The sequence below is a fragment of the Acidimicrobiia bacterium genome (assembly GCA_041676705.1).
Lineage (GTDB): Bacteria > Actinomycetota > Acidimicrobiia > Acidimicrobiales > SKKL01 > Actinomarinicola.
The window spans coordinates 433558-449384 of the sequence record JBAYRL010000002.1 but is presented as its reverse complement, the minus strand read 5'-3'; the positions used below and the strand labels follow the sequence as shown (position 1 = coordinate 449384).

At 55.4% G+C, this 15827-nt stretch carries 17 protein-coding genes; 10 read left to right on the top strand and 7 right to left on the bottom strand.

The window, feature by feature from the left end; all coding sequences use genetic code 11:
- The first annotated feature begins 234 nt into the window (after nucleotides 1-234).
- Nucleotides 235-2592, top strand: coding sequence for a replicative DNA helicase (gene dnaB, locus WC184_05595; GenBank protein MFA7477350.1), 2358 nt, complete (start codon nucleotides 235-237; stop codon nucleotides 2590-2592).
- Here the strand turns inward: dnaB and WC184_05590 are convergent.
- Entirely contained in the window at nucleotides 2589-3506 is a 918-nt protein-coding gene (locus tag WC184_05590; GenBank protein MFA7477349.1) for a LysR family transcriptional regulator, read from the bottom strand. The two genes, dnaB and WC184_05590, sit on opposite strands and share 4 nt — an antisense overlap.
- Nucleotides 3507-3573: 67 nt before the next feature.
- Between WC184_05590 and WC184_05585 the strand changes: the two genes are divergently transcribed.
- The 5 genes from WC184_05585 to WC184_05565 all read left to right on the top strand — a co-directional run bounded on the left by WC184_05585 (nucleotide 3574) and on the right by WC184_05565 (nucleotide 8267).
- Nucleotides 3574-4884 (top strand): inositol-3-phosphate synthase, encoded by a 1311-nt coding sequence (locus tag WC184_05585; GenBank protein ID MFA7477348.1) that lies wholly within the window; start codon nucleotides 3574-3576, stop codon nucleotides 4882-4884.
- A 63-nt stretch (nucleotides 4885-4947) separates the two neighbouring features.
- A complete protein-coding gene (locus WC184_05580; GenBank protein MFA7477347.1) occupies nucleotides 4948-6156 on the top strand; it encodes a CoA transferase in 1209 nt (402 codons plus the stop codon).
- Between the two features lie 46 nt (nucleotides 6157-6202).
- Complete coding sequence (hisE, locus tag WC184_05575; protein MFA7477346.1) at nucleotides 6203-6481, top strand: phosphoribosyl-ATP diphosphatase; 279 nt, start codon at nucleotides 6203-6205, stop codon at nucleotides 6479-6481.
- On the top strand, nucleotides 6478-7317 hold the full coding sequence (gene hisG / locus WC184_05570; protein MFA7477345.1) for an ATP phosphoribosyltransferase: 840 nt from the start codon (nucleotides 6478-6480) through the stop codon (nucleotides 7315-7317). Before hisE ends, hisG begins: the two co-directional genes overlap by 4 nt.
- A gap of 2 nt (nucleotides 7318-7319) precedes the next feature.
- A complete protein-coding gene (locus WC184_05565) occupies nucleotides 7320-8267 on the top strand; it encodes a type I phosphomannose isomerase catalytic subunit (protein ID MFA7477344.1) in 948 nt (315 codons plus the stop codon).
- On the opposite strand, the gene WC184_05560 is transcribed toward WC184_05565, so the two are convergent.
- Entirely contained in the window at nucleotides 8233-9132 is a 900-nt protein-coding gene (locus WC184_05560) for an alpha/beta hydrolase (GenBank protein ID MFA7477343.1), read from the bottom strand. The genes WC184_05565 and WC184_05560 overlap by 35 nt on opposite strands.
- Nucleotides 9133-9212: 80 nt before the next feature.
- Between WC184_05560 and WC184_05555 the strand changes: the two genes are divergently transcribed.
- The 3 genes from WC184_05555 (at nucleotide 9213) to WC184_05545 (ending at nucleotide 10510) form a co-directional block, all read left to right on the top strand.
- A complete protein-coding gene (locus WC184_05555) occupies nucleotides 9213-9905 on the top strand; it encodes a hypothetical protein (GenBank protein MFA7477342.1) in 693 nt (230 codons plus the stop codon).
- Nucleotides 9906-9983: 78 nt separating this feature from the next.
- Nucleotides 9984-10229 carry a hypothetical protein gene (locus WC184_05550; protein MFA7477341.1) on the top strand — a complete coding sequence of 82 codons (246 nt, stop codon included), beginning with the start codon at nucleotides 9984-9986 and terminating at the stop codon, nucleotides 10227-10229.
- A gap of 74 nt (nucleotides 10230-10303) precedes the next feature.
- The gene (locus WC184_05545; GenBank protein ID MFA7477340.1) at nucleotides 10304-10510 is read left to right on the top strand and encodes a hypothetical protein; all 207 of its coding nucleotides are present in this window, start codon (nucleotides 10304-10306) and stop codon (nucleotides 10508-10510) included.
- A 116-nt stretch (nucleotides 10511-10626) separates the two neighbouring features.
- Here WC184_05545 and WC184_05540 read toward each other — a convergent pair whose 3' ends face one another.
- The 3 genes from WC184_05540 to WC184_05530 are packed head-to-tail and all read right to left on the bottom strand — an operon-like array spanning nucleotide 10627 to nucleotide 13102.
- Nucleotides 10627-11541, bottom strand: coding sequence for a pseudouridine-5'-phosphate glycosidase (locus WC184_05540; protein MFA7477339.1), 915 nt, complete (start codon nucleotides 11539-11541; stop codon nucleotides 10627-10629).
- Between the two features lie 22 nt (nucleotides 11542-11563).
- Nucleotides 11564-12487: a carbohydrate kinase family protein gene (locus WC184_05535; GenBank protein ID MFA7477338.1), complete on the bottom strand. Its 924-nt coding sequence runs from the start codon at nucleotides 12485-12487 to the stop codon at nucleotides 11564-11566.
- 9 nt (nucleotides 12488-12496) lie between these two features.
- Nucleotides 12497-13102, bottom strand: a complete 606-nt coding sequence (locus tag WC184_05530; protein ID MFA7477337.1) for a Maf family protein — start codon at nucleotides 13100-13102, stop codon at nucleotides 12497-12499.
- A 100-nt stretch (nucleotides 13103-13202) separates the two neighbouring features.
- Here WC184_05530 and WC184_05525 point away from each other — a divergent pair, with 100 nt between their 5' ends.
- Nucleotides 13203-13571, top strand: a complete 369-nt coding sequence (locus tag WC184_05525; protein ID MFA7477336.1) for a nuclear transport factor 2 family protein — start codon at nucleotides 13203-13205, stop codon at nucleotides 13569-13571.
- Here WC184_05525 and WC184_05520 read toward each other — a convergent pair.
- Nucleotides 13568-14884, bottom strand: a complete 1317-nt coding sequence (locus WC184_05520; protein MFA7477335.1) for an SPFH domain-containing protein — start codon at nucleotides 14882-14884, stop codon at nucleotides 13568-13570. The two genes, WC184_05525 and WC184_05520, sit on opposite strands and share 4 nt — an antisense overlap.
- Nucleotides 14885-14916: 32 nt before the next feature.
- Nucleotides 14917-15642 carry a hypothetical protein gene (locus tag WC184_05515; GenBank protein ID MFA7477334.1) on the bottom strand — a complete coding sequence of 242 codons (726 nt, stop codon included), beginning with the start codon at nucleotides 15640-15642 and terminating at the stop codon, nucleotides 14917-14919.
- Nucleotides 15643-15827 lie beyond the last annotated feature (185 nt).

Sequence of the window (15827 nt, the reverse complement as noted above, 5' to 3'; positions counted from 1 at the left end):
GGGGGTTAAGTTCAGGTTTAGCCCCCAAAACTTATCCACAGATACCTCGAGTTCTCCACAGCTCCGGGAAAAGGGTTTTCAAGGAAATCGCCGATTAATGGCGTAAATCGCGAGAATCCACACGTTTAGACAAGTTATTCACAGCCTTATCCCACTTATACACAAGTTTTCTTTGTAATCACCGAAGTTTTGGGTATAGCTGTCCACAGGCGAAATATCTCACAATGGGCATCAATGGCTGAACAATATGGCGAGTTTTCCCCAGCACGCAAAGGTGTTCGCACCCCACCGCACAACCTCGATGTAGAAGAGTCGCTTTTAGGCGCCATGTTGCTGTCGCGAGAAGCTATTGCTGACGCGGTTGAGGTAGTCCGAGCGGAAGACTTTTATAAGCCTTCGCACCAACATATTTTTGAAGCGATCACGTCGTTGTTTGGCGCCGGTGAACCTGTTGACCCGGTTACCGTGGCCGCCGAATTGCAGCGAGCCGACTTATTGGAAGCCGTGGGCGGCGCTGCCAAGCTGGTTTCAATTCAAGCAGGCACGCCAGCCATTTCTAACGCTTTGCGCTACGCCGCCATCATTGAAGAACACGCCTTGTTGCGGCGTCTTATTAGCGTGGCAGGCGACATCGCCGAGTTGGGATACGACATTCCCGACGACGTGACCAAGGTGATTGATACCGCCGAACAACTGGTATTCGACGTCGCTCAACGTCGAGTTACCGACACCATGGCCCCCATTCACGATCTGCTGGCCGCCAACCTCGACCGGTTGGAGCAACTGTATGAACGTGGCGACGCTATAACAGGGGTGGCCACCGGATACCACGATTTAGACGAGTTGCTTTCAGGCTTGCAACCGAACGCCTTATACGTGGTTGGCGCGCGTCCGGCCATGGGGAAAGCCCTAGCTCTTGATACCCCCATTCCCACCCCGAGCGGGTGGACGACCATGGGCCAGCTAGAAATTGGCGACGAGGTAATCGATGAAGCTGGTGTTGCCACTCGGGTCACCTATTGTTCGCCCATATACCAAAATCGTACTTGTTACGAGCTGACCTTTGACGATGGCGAAACCCTGGTCGCCGACGCCGAGCACCAATGGTGGGTCATCGACAAGGCGCACGAAGTTGCACCTACGACAAGAGTGCTGAATACGGCAGAGCTGTTAGACGGTGGTGTTCGCCATGGCGATGCATGGCGTTGGAGCGTTCCGCTGGCACGGCCACTCGATTTTGCCGGTGGTGAATTGGTAACCGACCCTTATGTCTTGGGTTGTTGGCTAGCGGGCCAAGCCACCATGGGTGGCAACGATGGTCAAACCGAACTTGCGCCTGGGTCACCGAAGTCTCTAACCGAGATGCAAATCGATGATGCCGCCCATTTCAAGGCCCAGTTCGAGTTAGCCGGTTATCGCAGCGGCGAGCGGAACTTAGCCACCGAACTACAGCGGTTAGGTCTTTTGGGAGGCATTCCACCGTTCATTCCTGCCAGCTACTTGCGAGGTAGTGCTAAAGCTCGTTGGGCGTTACTAGAAGGCTTTATGGACACCGCTGGTGTGGTGTCATCGCGGGGTTGCGAGGTCACGGTCGGACCAACGCGCCTAGCTAATCAGTTGCATGAGCTTATTGTTTCGCTCGGCCTTTGGGTCTCGCTGTCGGAAACTGAATGGGAGACTACCAAGGGTTGGGTGTTGCTTTGGCAGTCGCCAGAGTTGGTATTTCGTCTGCCGCGCAAGGTGGAAGCCGCGCAGCAACAACAACTCGGCTCCCAAGCACCCGCCAGAGAGCGAGCCATTGTCGCGATCACCGAGACTGAATCGGTACCGGTACGGTGCATCACCGTTAATTCGCCCAAACACCTGTATCTGGCCGGTCGAAACATGACGCCTACGCATAACACCGCTTTTGCGTTGGGTATGGCCACCCATGCCGCGCTTGAAAGTCGCCGTCCGGTGTTGTTCTTCTCTCTCGAGATGAGCCAACTTGAGCTAACCCAGCGCATTGTGTGTTCAGAAGCCCGAGTCGATTCGTCGCGGCTGCGCAACGGCAAATTAGTAGAGTCAGACTGGACTAAGATTGCTCACGCCACGGGCCGATTAGCCGACGCTCAGCTGTGGATTGACGACAATCCGAACCTCACGGTTATGGAGATTCGCTCGAAGGCTAGACGGCTGAAAAGCCGGGTGGGCGATTTAGGACTGGTAGTGGTCGACTATCTGCAGCTGATGAGTGGCAGCGGCAATGCCGAGAACCGCCAGGTGGCGGTGTCTGAAATCAGTCGTAGCCTAAAAATCTTGGCCCGCGAGCTGGAAACTCCAGTGGTAGCGCTTTCACAGCTTTCCCGCAGTTTGGAAATGCGCCAAGACAAACGACCGGTGTTGGCCGACCTCCGGGAATCAGGTTCAATCGAACAAGACTCTGATGTGGTGATGTTTCTGTATCGCGACGAGGTTTACAACCCTGATTCCGCCGATCGTGGCACCGCTGAGATCATCGTTTCAAAACATCGCAACGGTCCAACTGGCGTTACTCGCTTGGCGTTCCTCGACCATTACACCCGTTTTGCCAATATGGCGAAAGGTGTTTAAGAAGGTTTTGACGGTTGCGTGCCGTTTAGTTGTGGCGTGTCTTTGACCAAAGCGTTGATGAGGTCATTAAGCGCGGTGTTCGGTTCAATTGATGTTCGTTGCGCCACAATTAAGCGGCGATAGGCGACCGGCTCTTGTTTAACTGGTCTTAGCGGTTCGGGGCCCAATTCGGCTTGCGAGATAGGCAGAATTGTCCAGCCGATACCCATGTTGACCATGCCGCGCAGAACATCAGGTTGATGCGATTCAGCAATCACCTCAAAGGCGTTACCTAAGGCTCGAATTTCTTTGGCGATCAGTTCACGCGAGTGGCTTCCCGGTGGGAATGTGACCCAAGGCCCCCAAATGGCGGGCGTGGTGGTGGTGTCGGCCTGGCTTGGAGCATAGATGCGAAGCGGTTCAACCAACAGCTCGCGAATTTCGATATGGCTCGGCACGCTGAGCGGGCTGACGCACACCGCCACGTCGATTTCACCGCGGTCTAGGGCGGTTAGTAGCGCTGCGGAAGGAGCCACTGTGAGGTGTAGATCAACTGCTGGTCGGTCGATTCGGAACTGCTTGAGTGCGTCGGAGTAGTGGTATATGGCTGCGGCGTCGATCATGCCGAGACGAATTTGGCCAAGGATTCCCAGGCGGTGGCCTTCGGCCCACCTAGCCAGGTCATGTGTGTGTGAAAGCATGGCTTCGGCGTGGCGCAACACCACCGTGGCATCGGCGGTAATTACACGCCTCCGACCTTGTCGTTCAAACAATGGCACACCGAGTCGTCGTTCTAGCTCGGCCAAGCCCTGTGACAAGGCGGAAGGTGTTACTCCGACTTCGATGGCGGCTTCGGCCCACGTGTCGGCCTTACTGACCGCCACCAGGTATTCAAGCTGGGCCACAGTTAAATTGGGAAGCGAAACATCAGCCATATTTTTCCGGAAATACTTCAGGCTTTCTTAATGGTGCTTGCATTTAGTACTGAAAAACTGATCTTATATGATCATGACTACTGCCCGAAACCTTGCACCCGCAACAGGACGCCTAGGAATTCTGACTCCTGGCCTTGGTGCTGTGGCTTCAACCTTCATTGCCGGTGTGATCGCTGCGCGCAATGCTGGCGAAGCCCCCATTGGATCTCTCACCCAAAATGCTCGTATTCGCCTCGGTGAGCGCAGCGAAAACCGTAACCCGCTTATCAAAGAGTTCGTGCCTCTGGCCGACCTGAATGACCTAGTTTTCGGCGGGTGGGACCCAATTTCCCCCAACGTGCTGGAAGCAGCTGAAACTGCTGGTGTCTTACGCCCTGAAGATCTAGCCCCTCTCTCCGGTGAGCTGGAAGGCATTGTGGGGATGGATGCCGTGTTCGATCAAAAATGGGTTAGCCGCCTCGAAGGAGTACGGGTCAAGACCGCTCCCACGAAATGGGAACTAGCAGAAGCGGTGATGGCCGACATCGAAAACTTCCGCCGAGAAAACGATTGCGAACGGTTGGTTATGGTCTGGTGTGCTTCAACCGAAGCTTTCCACGAAGCCGATCCGGTGCATGAAAGCATCGAAAGCTTCGAGGCCGGACTAAAAGCGAACGACCCGGCGATTTCTCCCAGCCAGATCTATTCCTACGCCGCGCTGCAGTCGCGGGTTCCCTTTGCCAACGGCGCCCCCAACTTCGCCGTTGACTTGCCCTGCATGATCGAGCTTGCCGAACGCAATCAGGTGCCCATTGCCGGTAAAGACTTTAAGACCGGACAAACCTTGGTTAAAACCATTCTGGCCCCTGGCCTCAAAGCGCGCATGTTAGGAATGAGCGGATGGTTTTCAACCAACATTCTGGGTAACCGTGACGGTGAGGTGCTCGACGCACCCGAAAACTTCAAGTCAAAGGAAGTTTCGAAGCTTGGCGTTCTAGACACCATTCTGCAACCGGGCGAATACCCAAATCTCTACGGCGATCTCGACCATGTCGTGCGAATCAACTACTACAAGCCCCGTGGCGACGACAAAGAAGGTTGGGACAACATAGACATCTTTGGCTGGATGGGCTACCCCATGCAGCTCAAGGTGAACTTCCTGTGTAAAGACTCGATTCTGGCAGCACCACTGGTGCTCGACCTGGCCCTATTCATGGACCTAGCACAACGTGCCGGGGCTTTCGGGGTGCAGGAATGGCTCAGTTTCTATTTCAAGGCACCCGAGTCGGCCAATTTGGAAGTGGCACCCGAACACGACATTTTCATTCAGCAGATCAAGTTGAAAAACACCTTGCGTGAATGGATGGGCGAAGAGCCCGTCACCCACTCCGAGGCCTAGAGCCCGGTTTCGTAAACCTAAGAACGGCTAAGCTCACCCTTCGAGATGTGAGGGGTGAGCGAAATGAATGGTGCACTAAGCGACATAACGGTGCTGGAGCTGGCCAATTGGGTGGCCGGGCCGAGCGCCGGGGCCATTATGGCCGATATGGGTGCGAATGTGATCAAGGTTGAACCCTTAGCGGGTGATTCCATGCGCAATACTTTGCGACAGCCTGTTCGTCCTCCTGGCGCACCCAAAACCGACTACCCGTTCCACCTCGACAATCGCGGTAAACGGTCCTTGGCGGTGGATCTCGGCAGCGAGGAAGGCTCGGCGTTAGTGCGTGAGTTGGCGCTTGACGCCGATGTGATTATCACCAACCTTCTGCCTGGGCGTTTAGAACGCTTTGGTCTCGGCTACGAGCAGCTTCGCGCCGCCAACCCCGCCCTCGTTTACGCTTTGGTCACCGGATATGGCAGTACCGGCGATGACGCCAACCGCATCGCCTTCGACTTGACGGCCTTTTTTGGTCGCGGTGGCATCATGAGCCTCATGGGCGAACCTGGCGGACCGCCGCCGGTGTTTCGTCCCGGCCAAGGTGACCATCCCACCGGTCTAGCTCTACTTTCTGGAGTGCTAGCGGCGCTTCGAGTGCGAGATAAAACTGGTCAAGGTCAGATGGTGGAAACAGCGCTGGTGCGGACTGCGGCTTGGACGGTGGCTTGTGACGTCGCGGTGGCCCTGGTCGATGGGGAACAGCCAAATAAACGCGCTCGAAATCAGGCGTTTAGCCCCATGAACACAACCTTTGAGACCAAAGATGGACGCTGGATAATTCTTTCCACGTTTAATCAAGGTCTTTGGGATCGTTTTTGCCACGCCGTGGAACGACCCGATCTAATCGACGACCCGCGTTTCGCTACACCAGTTGATCGGTTTCGCAACAACGAAGAACTTATCGGCATCCTCGATCAGGTCTTTGCCACTAAATCAGCCGACGAGTGGAAAGAGCCCATGGATTCCACCGGCATAATCTGGGCCAAAATTGCTGAAATGCCCGACCTTATTAACGATCCGGCAACTATTGAGATGGAGATGTATCCCGAGGTGCACCATCCTGAGGCCGGACCTTTTCGCACCTTGGCGGCACCCTTTACGCTGTCATCGAACCCGCTGGTGGTACAAGGAGTAGGCCCGGAGGTCGGCGAACATACCGACCAAGTGCTGAACGAATTCGGTGTTCCCGCCGATCGCGTTGCTTCGTTGCGGAATGCCGGCGTGATTAAGTAGGGCTTTGCCTTTAGGAATACGGGCCAGGGCGCACTAGCGTTCAAGCGTGGCACTTTTAGACCTCGAATCCGTTATAAAGTCGCGTCGAGACAACCCTACACCCGGTTCATACACCGCTAGTTTGCTCAGCGACCCGGAACGTACCCAGCGCAAAATCATGGAAGAAGCTTTCGAGCTGTGTTTGGAACTTGGGCGTGCCCAGGTGTCGCACGAACGCGTTGCCGAAGAAACCGCCGATCTTATCTATCATTTTATGGTGGGCCTGGCCGGGGTGAACGTAGAGTTTTCCGAGGTGCTAGCAGTCTTGGAGGAGCGTGGTAAATGACGATTCGAGTTGGTTTACCGTCGAAGGGTCGGCTGCGTGACGAGTGCTTGGTGCTCTTAGACCAGGCCGGGTTTTCGGTCAGTGTCTTTCGTGGTGCGGACGCCCGGGCCACCATTGAAGGCATCGAGTTTATTGAAATGCGACCACGCGATGCTGCTGCCTGGTTGGCAAATGGACGGTTGAACGCCGCCTTCATTTCCACTGATATTGCACTGGAATACGAGATTGACCAGTGGCCCGCTATTGATTTGGGTTTTGCCCGTTCCGACTTGGTTCTGGCCGCCCGTGAAGACGACACACGCAAAGCCGTGGGTGATTTTAACCGTGCTGTGGTGGCAACCCACATGCCAGAGGTGACAAAGCGCTGGTTCGCCGAAGCCAACGTCGAGGTAACCGTGGTAGGCATGGGGGGCGCTCTCGAAGGTGTGTGTGCCGCGGGAATGGCTGATGCCATTGTCGATTTACGTGAAACCGGCAACAGCTTGGCTCGCAACCGTTTGCGAGTGGTGGCAGAAATGCAGCGATGCCAAGCGCGTTTTGTTCGTAGTTCGCAAACCCAGGGTTTGGAAGACCTTGAACTGCGAATAAACGCTGCTTTGGCAGCTCGGCGTCATCAATACTTGTTGCTGCATTTGCCACCCGACCAAATTCACCGTCTGCAAGAAGTGTTCCCAGGTTTGGCCGCTCCAACGGTTCTCCCGTTGGCTGAACGCGACGATCTGGTAGCTGCTCATTTGGTCGTGGAACGCTCCCAGCTGTGGGCGAAACTATCGTCGTTGCGGGCGTTAGGGGCCACAGGAATTGTGGCATTGCCGACTGACGCCGTATTGCCATAGCCATGCCGCTCAAGACCGATCGAAGTGATACGACCGTGGTGTTTTCCGGTTCCTTGAACGAACCCTTCTTGTTGCAGCCACACCTGGCCGAGCGTGTTTGGGGCGGTAATCGTCTGGGGCCACAAATCGGTGAGGCGTGGGATTTATCAACCCACCCCCATGGGCTCGCTGTTATTGGTTCGGGTAGCTATAAGGGCCAATACTTGGCCGATGTTGTGGCTGCTCATCCCGAAGCTTTCGGTGGCTCTATCGAGTTGCTGGGTAAAAGGTTAGATTGCGCCGAGAGTCTTTCGGTGCAGGTTCACCCATCCACTGGAGATGCCAAGACCGAAGCTTGGGTGGTGCTCGAGGCCCAAGAAGGTGCCGGTATTTACCTGGGTTTTAAGCACCGAGTATCGGCTGAGGAAGTTGCCCGCCGTGCCCAAGATGGTTCGTTGCCAGAGATTTTGGCCTTCACCGAAGTCAATGCGGGTGAAGTTATTTATGTCCCAGCGGGCACGGTGCACGCCATTGGTGGTGGATTAGTTCTTTTTGAACTGCAACAAGCTTCCGACACCACCTATCGACTTTTCGATTGGGGGCGGAGTGGACGAGAACTGCATCTGAGCGAAGGTTTGGCCTGTGCCGAGTTAGATGTTGCACCCCCACGTCCCGTGGTCCGCCAAGTTGCTCCAGGGGTGGAAGAACTGTTGCGCTGCCCGTGGTTCGAAATTGATCGGCTTAGCCACAGCCCTTCGGTCAGCGGGCACGATGCCGAGCAATTTGTGATTTCGCCGGGGGCGCGCTGGCGAGCGTTGCTGGTGGTGGCGGGGCAAGCCGAAATAGCAGGCTTAACACTGCGTGCCGGTGAAACCGTTATGGTTCCAACCACTGCTGGGCCAAGGTCGCTCGTGGCCCAGAGTGACTTTCTAGCTCTTAGCTACGGACCGCCTCACGAGCGTGATCGCTAATTAGGGTCACAATTCGGTCCCAGTAAGCCATCGGCAGATCGTGACCCATACCTTCTAGAATCACCAGCTTGGCACCGGGGGTTACCTCGGCAGTACGCAACCCTCCGCTTTGGTCAATCAGATTGTCTTGGTCACCATGTAAAACCAGCATGGGTGTGGTCGTAGCGGCAAGCGCTTCGGTGCGATCGGGCGATGAGTTGATAGCCATCAACTGACGGGCCACGCCATCAGGAAAGAAAGCACGGTCATAGGAACGACCGGTAATTTCGGCGATACGATCGGCATCAAAATGTTCGGGTGAACCCCAAGCTTGAGCACCTTCAATAGCCCTTTCGATGGCGTCTTCTTTGGTGGTGCCAGCTGGTTTCAGCAATAGTTCATTGGCCTGACGAGTGGCACGCCCCACATTGCGATCTCCGGTAGTAGACATGATTGAGGTGACACTCAAGAGACGTTCGGGGTGTTCAATGGCCATGGTCTGCACCAACATGCCACCCATCGACATGCCAGCTACGTGCGCCTTTTCAATGCCCAGATGATCGAGGACGGCCATGCCATCGGTGGCCATTTCGCTCAAGCGATAGGGAACATCGGGTTCCCGACCTTCTTGCAAGGCGGTAATGACTGCCCCAAAGTCGGGTTCTACATGGGAGAACTTAGTGGAAAGCCCAACATCGCGGTTGTCGTAGCGGATGGTGTAAAACCCGGCTTCAACGAAGCGCTCACAGAGTTCGTCCAAATAGGTAATGCATTGGCTGCCTAAGCCTGAGACCAGCAACAACGCCGGTTTGGAGGGGTCTCCAAAAGCATCAAAATAGATTTCCAGGTCGCCGTTTTTGGCGATACCAGACTTGGTGGCGGTCATAGAACATTCTCCCCTTTGAAAGCTTCCTTCAAGGACGATACGACATCTGAACGCTACTCTGCCTCCCCTAAGCTCTTGACATGTCCATGCCCGCAGCGCGAATCACTGGCCAGTCGGCCAAGTTATGGGTTTGGGCGTTTATCGGTTTGGCCCTTGGAAGTGGTGTTGGAGCGGCGGCGGCACAGTGGTCTCCGAAGCTACCTTGGATGGCGTCGGACGTAATCAAAGTCGCAGCTAGAGACGAGATTGTGGTGCCCATTGGGCCAAATGGGGTGTCTCTGATCGATGAGTTCGTTCTGGCGTGGGAGCGTTACCGAAGCGCAACTTATGTGGCGGTGGCTGAACTCCAGCGCAGCACAACCGAAGGTGCCGAGTTGCAGTTGCCACATATTGTGGTGCAAAACACCACACGACGAGTGCTTAGCAATGGTCTTGAAACTCGTGACGACGATATTTCCGATGGTGCCACGCTGGCGGTTGAAATAGCTCGCTGGCATGGCTATTTCGAAGGGGAGATCCCGTTATATCGACTGGAGCGTGACGACGACTGTTTCAATCTGCGCTTGGCCCGGGTGATTCACGCACCGCCCTATGGACAAGCTGCTCAGTTCTGTTTCGATCCACTAACGGGTGCTCTGGCCTACTCCATTGTGGAGCGTGCTGAGGGTACCGAAGAGCTACGCCTTGTCTGGGCTAGACATGAAGTGGTGGAACCCGATTTTGATTTGGTGCTATCGGGTGACAGCGAGAATCTACCCCCGCGGCTTCAATAGGAACCATGTATGTAGTCCATAGAAAGGTCGTATCTAGCTCGTAGGAAGCGGTTTTGCTGGTGTAGTACCCTAAGGGGCATGTCCGACTATCAAATTCCCGATCCAGAGCCGAAAGAGATCGACGAAAAGCTGGCGATTGAGCTTCGTCACTTGGCCGATAATGCTGTTTTGAAGGCAAAGCCGTACAACGACGAACGTTGCGATAACTGCCTTTTCTACCTGGAAAACACCGCTGAAATCTCGTATTGCTGGCATCCGAAACTTCGTATTTTGGTTGGCGGCGAATGGTGGTGCCAGTGGTGGGAACCCATTCCTGCTAACTAGGCTTAATCTCACAGCGGAGGCTTTCGGGCGCTCCGCTGTGAGCTTTTTGGCTCTGATCGCTAACCTATAGTGCTGTGCTCTTAGGCGACGATCTTTTACCGTGGCTTATCTTCGCGGTGGGTGCTGCCCTCTTAGTGGGTAATTTGGCGGCGTTATTGCGGCCCCCCCAAGCCCGCAAAGAAGGCGATCTGGAACGGCCCCCGCTAGCCCGATCGTTGATTTATGCGGCCATAGGCGCAGTAGCTGCTATTTGGGCCTTAGCGTCGTTGCTAAGTTCCTAATCGCGGCACAAAGAACATCAACAACGCGGTGCTCAAACCAAGATCGGCAGCGTTCTCCACCGTTCACACGCGCAGCCTCTAACTGGTGTTGACCCGCACACGCCACACGCTCGGCGCTATTCGTCTAGGTCGAGCAGCGCGCTGGCGATCTCGGTAGCTACCATCGCATTTTGTTCAGCTAAAGCTAAGTTGGCAGGCACCGAGCGACCCTCGGTTGTGGCGGCAATGTGTTCTAACACAAACGGCGTAACAGCTGGACCAACGATGCCAGCTTCAGTAACGGCGTCAAGCGCTGCTTGCAAGGCCTGATCGATTTCGGACTGGGAGAGGCCGTCTTCCGCTTTAATGGGCACCGTAACTAGCGTTCCGGTGGCAAGACCAAGTTGTGCCGATGCCCTCACGATACGGGCTACTTCGCTGGCATCTTCTACCCGAGTGTGAATCGGCAGGCCGCTAGTGGGCGTAGTAAAGGCCGGGAACTCGTTTGTTCGCCAGCCAAGCACCGGCACTCCCAACGTTTCGAGGTGTTCCAAAGTGGCGGGCAGGTCGAGAAAGACCTTGGCCCCAGCACATACCGTTACTAATGGTTTCGTTGCGATTGCGCCAAGGTCGGCTGAAATATCACCGGTGCTAGCTGAATCGCGGTGAACTCCTCCAATTCCGCCGGTTGCAAATACTTGCACCCCACCGGCTGAGGCCAAGCTCAAGGCAGCCGAAACGGTGGTGGCCCCAAAAGACCAGTGCTGACCAATGGCCACTGACAAATCACGGGCGGCAGCTTTGCGCCCATTACCTAAGATTCGCTCGTGCTCATCGGGGGTGATACCCAGGCGAGGGACGCCATCAAGCACCGCCGTTACCGCCGGTACCCCACCGTTGTTGCGAATGGCAGCGAGACAGCGGTCAAGCGCGTCGGCATTGGCTGGCGACGGCAAACCTAGGTTAGAAAAAATGGTTGATTCCAAGGCCACCACAGGGCGCTTGTCGTGCAGGGCGTCGGCCACTTCGTCGGCCACAACCAGGTTGTTCATAGCGAGCTACTTTCTTGGCGGGTCATTTGGTGTTCGAGGTCTCGGCAGCGTTGCGAGCTTCGGCCCCTGAGGCGGAAGTCAGTGGCGGAATCGATGCACCGGTTTGGTTCAAGACTAAAGCGGCCAGTTCATGACCTTGTTGTGTGGCTTCATGGATGTCAGCACCGGCGGTTCGCGCCATCAGCCAGCCTGAGGTAAAAGCATCCCCCGCGCCGGTGGTATCGATCACCGTGTCGACCGGTTCAACATCTACGGCATGGGTGGTGCCATCGGGTTCAATGAGCAAGGTTGCATTGGCGCCGCGGGTGATGATGGTCAATTTGGCACCTCGTTGTGGTTTGCCTTCCCTCAGACCCAAGAGGGCTGCTTCAGAGGCGTTCGCCACCACCACATCGGGTTCAAGTACCCGTACCAAAGCATGAAAAGCATCGGGAGGCATGTCCATCAACAGGCCAGTAGAGGATGCATCGAGGCTGATCTGGATGCCCCGGTTTCGGGCGTTGATGGCCGTGGTGGTGGCGGTCAGTGAGATTGGTTCCTGGCTAAATGAATAGGCCGGGATGTGCAAGGCGCTGACGCCATCGAGCCAGTCCGGCCGATAGTCCATGAGCTGGGTTGATGCTCCACGGCTGGTGTAAAAGCTGCGCTCGCCCAGGGAATCGATGGTGACCACAATGGTGCCCGTTGGTTCTACGGCCGAATAGGAAACACGCAGGTCAACACCATCACTTGAAAGTTCGTGCACTAGCGCTGCGCCGCGAGCATCTTGGCCCACACAGCCAATAAAGCGTGCTTGTCCACCCCGACGAGACACCATGGCCGCCACATTTGCGGCGCTGCCACCACGGCGATGGTCGATTAGGGAAGGGGTGTCGGTACCAGCTTCGGGGGCCACGATTGGCCGTACCACGATATCTTCAAGCAGGTCGCCCAGCGTCGCAATCACACTTTGAGGTTATCGAGCTTTGTTGATCTGGCGAAGCAGTTGGTAAACAATCGCCACGGGCAGGCCAACCACATTCGAGTAGTCACCTTTAATCTCTTCAATGAAAACGGCGGCTTGACCCTGTATCGCGTACGCCCCGGCCTTATCGAAAGCTTCCCCGCTAGCCACATAATCATCAATTTCATTGGTTTCTAGTGCACGCATGGTTACATCGGTGGTGGCCAACCCTTGGTAACGTTCCCCGCTATTGGTGTCAATAACGCTGACACCTGTCATCACTTGGTGGGTGCGTCCACCGAGTGCGCTTAGAGTCTGGGCCGCATCTTTCGCGCTTGTGGGCTTTCCAATGGTTTGGCCGTCTAGAACCACCACGGTGTCGGCACCAATTACCACCGGTGCGAAATGGGTGACGTTGGCGGCGTAGCGTTTGGCCACATGGTTAGCTTTGTTCTCGGCAAGTGTCACCAGAGCATCAGTTAATGGCAGCGTAGGGTCGAAGGTTTCATCAATATCTGCTGGCTCCACAATGGGTCGAAGCCCAATTTGGCGTAGCAGCTCTAGTCGGCGAGGCGATGCCGAAGCTAGAACTATGGCCTGTGGATACTGAGATAACACCTATGAACCTCCGGTTCGGGTTGTAGTTTGTTGACGAGGCGACGCCCTAGGTGGAGCGTCGGAACGCTGGTCGTGCCGGTACAACGATAAGGACATTGTGATGGCTACACATAATGAGCTCCAAGAAGTGCTGCTTCAGCTAGAGACCGAAGGGTGGGAGGCACAACATCAAGGGCGAGGTCGGGCCTATTACAGCTCATTGTTGACCGACGATGCGCTAATGGTGCTGCCTGGGGCCGGTCTCCTGCAGCATGAAGCAGCCCTTGATGCCATGGACATGCCGCCGTGGTCATGGTTCAAGCTGCGCAACCCGGTGGTTATGACACTTGGTGCTGAAGCGGCGGTGCTCACTTATCGAGTACAGGCACGTCGCGATTTCGCGTCAGAATATCAAGCCATTGTGGCCAGCACCTACGTGTTTAATGATGGGCGCTGGCGCTTAGCCTTGCATCAAGAAACGGTGGTCTAAGGAGTATTCGGCCCTTCGTGGTCAGTGGAGTTAGTTTCCACCGCGACCACCTGGGTAGCGGGCTGGGTCGGCGTGTGGCGCAGCGCTTTTAGCAGGTCGACACCAGTCGCATTTTCAACCTGTTCCACCAGGTTGATCACCGCACCGGGTAGTTGCCCCATCATGCCGGGAATGCCCGAGCCCGTGCCGCCAGAATCGATGATTGAAATTTTGTCGATGTCGACCGAGCTGACGGTATTGGTGATCTTTTCGATCAAGTCGGGCAGCATCTGCAAGACGAATACTCGCTGCGCATCTTCGCCTGCTTCCTGATATTGGTTAACCAATCGGCGGAATACTTCAACTTGAGCGTTACCCGACTCGATGATCTTGGCGGCTTCGGCCTTAGCGGCCAGCTCCTTGGCTTCCAGATCGGCTTTAGCGGGAGCAACCACGTCGGCTTCCAAACGCTGTGTTTCACGCTTGACCCGTTCGGTTTCAAGTTCTTGTTCGGCAATCACCCGGGCTTTTTCACCGGCTACCAACGCTTCTGATTCGGCCGCGGCTGCCAGAGCTTCAAGTTCGGCCTCGCGCACTCGAAGAAGGTTCCGCTTTTCCACAATTTGCAGGTCGGCTTGGGCTCGGGCGATTTCGGCACGCTGACGTGAGAGGGCCTCTGATTCTTCGGCTTCTGCGGTGCGTTGTGCTTCAGCCACGCGGGCTTCTTTTAATACTTCTGCGGTGCGGCGACGTCCAACCGAGTCGAGGTAGCCCACCTCGTCGGTCACATTTTGGATTTTCAGTACGTCGAGTTCTAGGCCCAAGGTCTTGATGTCGTCGTCTGCTTCGTCGATCAAGGTTTCGGCGAATTTCAGTCGATCTTCGTTGACTTCTTCGGGAGTGAGTGTGGCCAACACGCCTCGAAGGTTGGCTTCTAGGGTTTCTTTGGCAATGGCTGCTATTTCTGATTGCGGCACGTCTAGAAATCGTTCTACCGAGTTTTGCAGAAGCCCTTCAAGGCTTGAAACCTTAACGTTGGCAATGCCTTGCACATTGAGGGGAATGGCACCTTTCGAGTAGGCGTTTTGCACTGACACCTCAATTGGAATGGTGTTCAGTTCCATCCATTCCACCCGTTCCAAAAGCGGCACCCGTAGGGTTCGACCACCCCGGATAGCACGGTAACCAACAGTGCGACCATCGCTTAGTTGTCGGGTACGCCCTGAAATCACCGCTACGCGGTTTGGTGGGCAAATGATGATGAGGTTGTTCACCACCGAGATGACCACGATGATGATGAAGGCGAGAATCGAGCCAAGTACTAGGCCGGTCATAGGTAATTCCTCCAGGGCGGTATCTCGTTAGATTAGGTTAAGTTTTCTTCTATGGGGACGACGGTTGCTATTCCGTGCTTAACTTCAACCACCAAAACTGGTGCGTGTATGTCGAGGCGATTTGTGCCGTTTTCACTTTCGAGCAGTTGAGCGCTTAGGTAAACCGTTTGGCCGTGCATACTTAGCGCAACACGACCTCGTCGCGAGATGCCAATAGGCAGCACCACGTGTCCGGTGGCACCCATTAGCGACGAATCGCTTACAGCGGTGTTTGACTCGCTCTTGTGTAGATATGAAAACACGGTGCTGTTTAATGCTCCGGCACCAAGTCCAAGCGCGAGGGCAAACCCGAGGGTGGTTACAGTCGAGTTCCCAACTAGGCCAAGGGCAACCCCAGTCATGCCGAAAACGGACAGGAATATTGAAATGGAGCTGAGGGGAAAGAGGCGCAGCATGATGGCCCCAAAACCTTCGTGAGTGCCATAAGCGCCGTGGTCTCCCACATGAGATAGGCCGCCGTGACCAGTACCAAGGTCGCCGGTGTCGATGTTGATATCGCCTAGGCCGATGTCACCACCCACATCGCCGCCTCCGAAGCCGCCGCCAAGGTCACCGGCGAGATCGCCACCGCTGAAATCGCCGCTTCCGAGTTCGTAATTGCTGTCGTATCCGCCATCGCCGTGGTCACCCCCCGATAGCAGCGACCAGATAATAAGAGGTAGACCCGCGGCCAAGGCAAAGAGATAAATGCCTGTCATCGATGCCGTCCTTGCATGTATCAACCGTACTCGCTGGCCGTCCGTTCAGGGCGATTAAAGGCTGCAATGCCCGTGAATGGGCGTCTTTCTCATAACAACCGTTATTGACAAATTGTTAATAAGTGAATTTTGTCACTATTATTTTGCATGTCAACAAGAAGCCGTGATGTCATGACCGGGTTGGT

What these genes read in the sequence shown, in the direction of transcription:
- dnaB (MFA7477350.1), top strand. Translation starts at nt 235, where the DNA reads ATGGCTGAACAATATGGCGAGTTTTCCCCAGCACGCAAAGGTGTTCGC.
- WC184_05590 (MFA7477349.1), bottom strand. Translation starts at nt 3,506, where the DNA reads ATGGCTGATGTTTCGCTTCCCAATTTAACTGTGGCCCAGCTTGAATAC.
- WC184_05585 (MFA7477348.1), top strand. Translation starts at nt 3,574, where the DNA reads ATGATCATGACTACTGCCCGAAACCTTGCACCCGCAACAGGACGCCTA.
- WC184_05580 (MFA7477347.1), top strand. Translation starts at nt 4,948, where the DNA reads ATGAATGGTGCACTAAGCGACATAACGGTGCTGGAGCTGGCCAATTGG.
- hisG (MFA7477345.1), top strand. Translation starts at nt 6,478, where the DNA reads ATGACGATTCGAGTTGGTTTACCGTCGAAGGGTCGGCTGCGTGACGAG.
- WC184_05565 (MFA7477344.1), top strand. Translation starts at nt 7,320, where the DNA reads ATGCCGCTCAAGACCGATCGAAGTGATACGACCGTGGTGTTTTCCGGT.
- WC184_05560 (MFA7477343.1), bottom strand. Translation starts at nt 9,132, where the DNA reads ATGACCGCCACCAAGTCTGGTATCGCCAAAAACGGCGACCTGGAAATC.
- WC184_05555 (MFA7477342.1), top strand. Translation starts at nt 9,213, where the DNA reads ATGTCCATGCCCGCAGCGCGAATCACTGGCCAGTCGGCCAAGTTATGG.
- WC184_05550 (MFA7477341.1), top strand. Translation starts at nt 9,984, where the DNA reads ATGTCCGACTATCAAATTCCCGATCCAGAGCCGAAAGAGATCGACGAA.
- WC184_05540 (MFA7477339.1), bottom strand. Translation starts at nt 11,541, where the DNA reads ATGAACAACCTGGTTGTGGCCGACGAAGTGGCCGACGCCCTGCACGAC.
- WC184_05525 (MFA7477336.1), top strand. Translation starts at nt 13,203, where the DNA reads ATGGCTACACATAATGAGCTCCAAGAAGTGCTGCTTCAGCTAGAGACC.
- WC184_05520 (MFA7477335.1), bottom strand. Translation starts at nt 14,884, where the DNA reads ATGACCGGCCTAGTACTTGGCTCGATTCTCGCCTTCATCATCATCGTG.
- WC184_05515 (MFA7477334.1), bottom strand. Translation starts at nt 15,642, where the DNA reads ATGACAGGCATTTATCTCTTTGCCTTGGCCGCGGGTCTACCTCTTATT.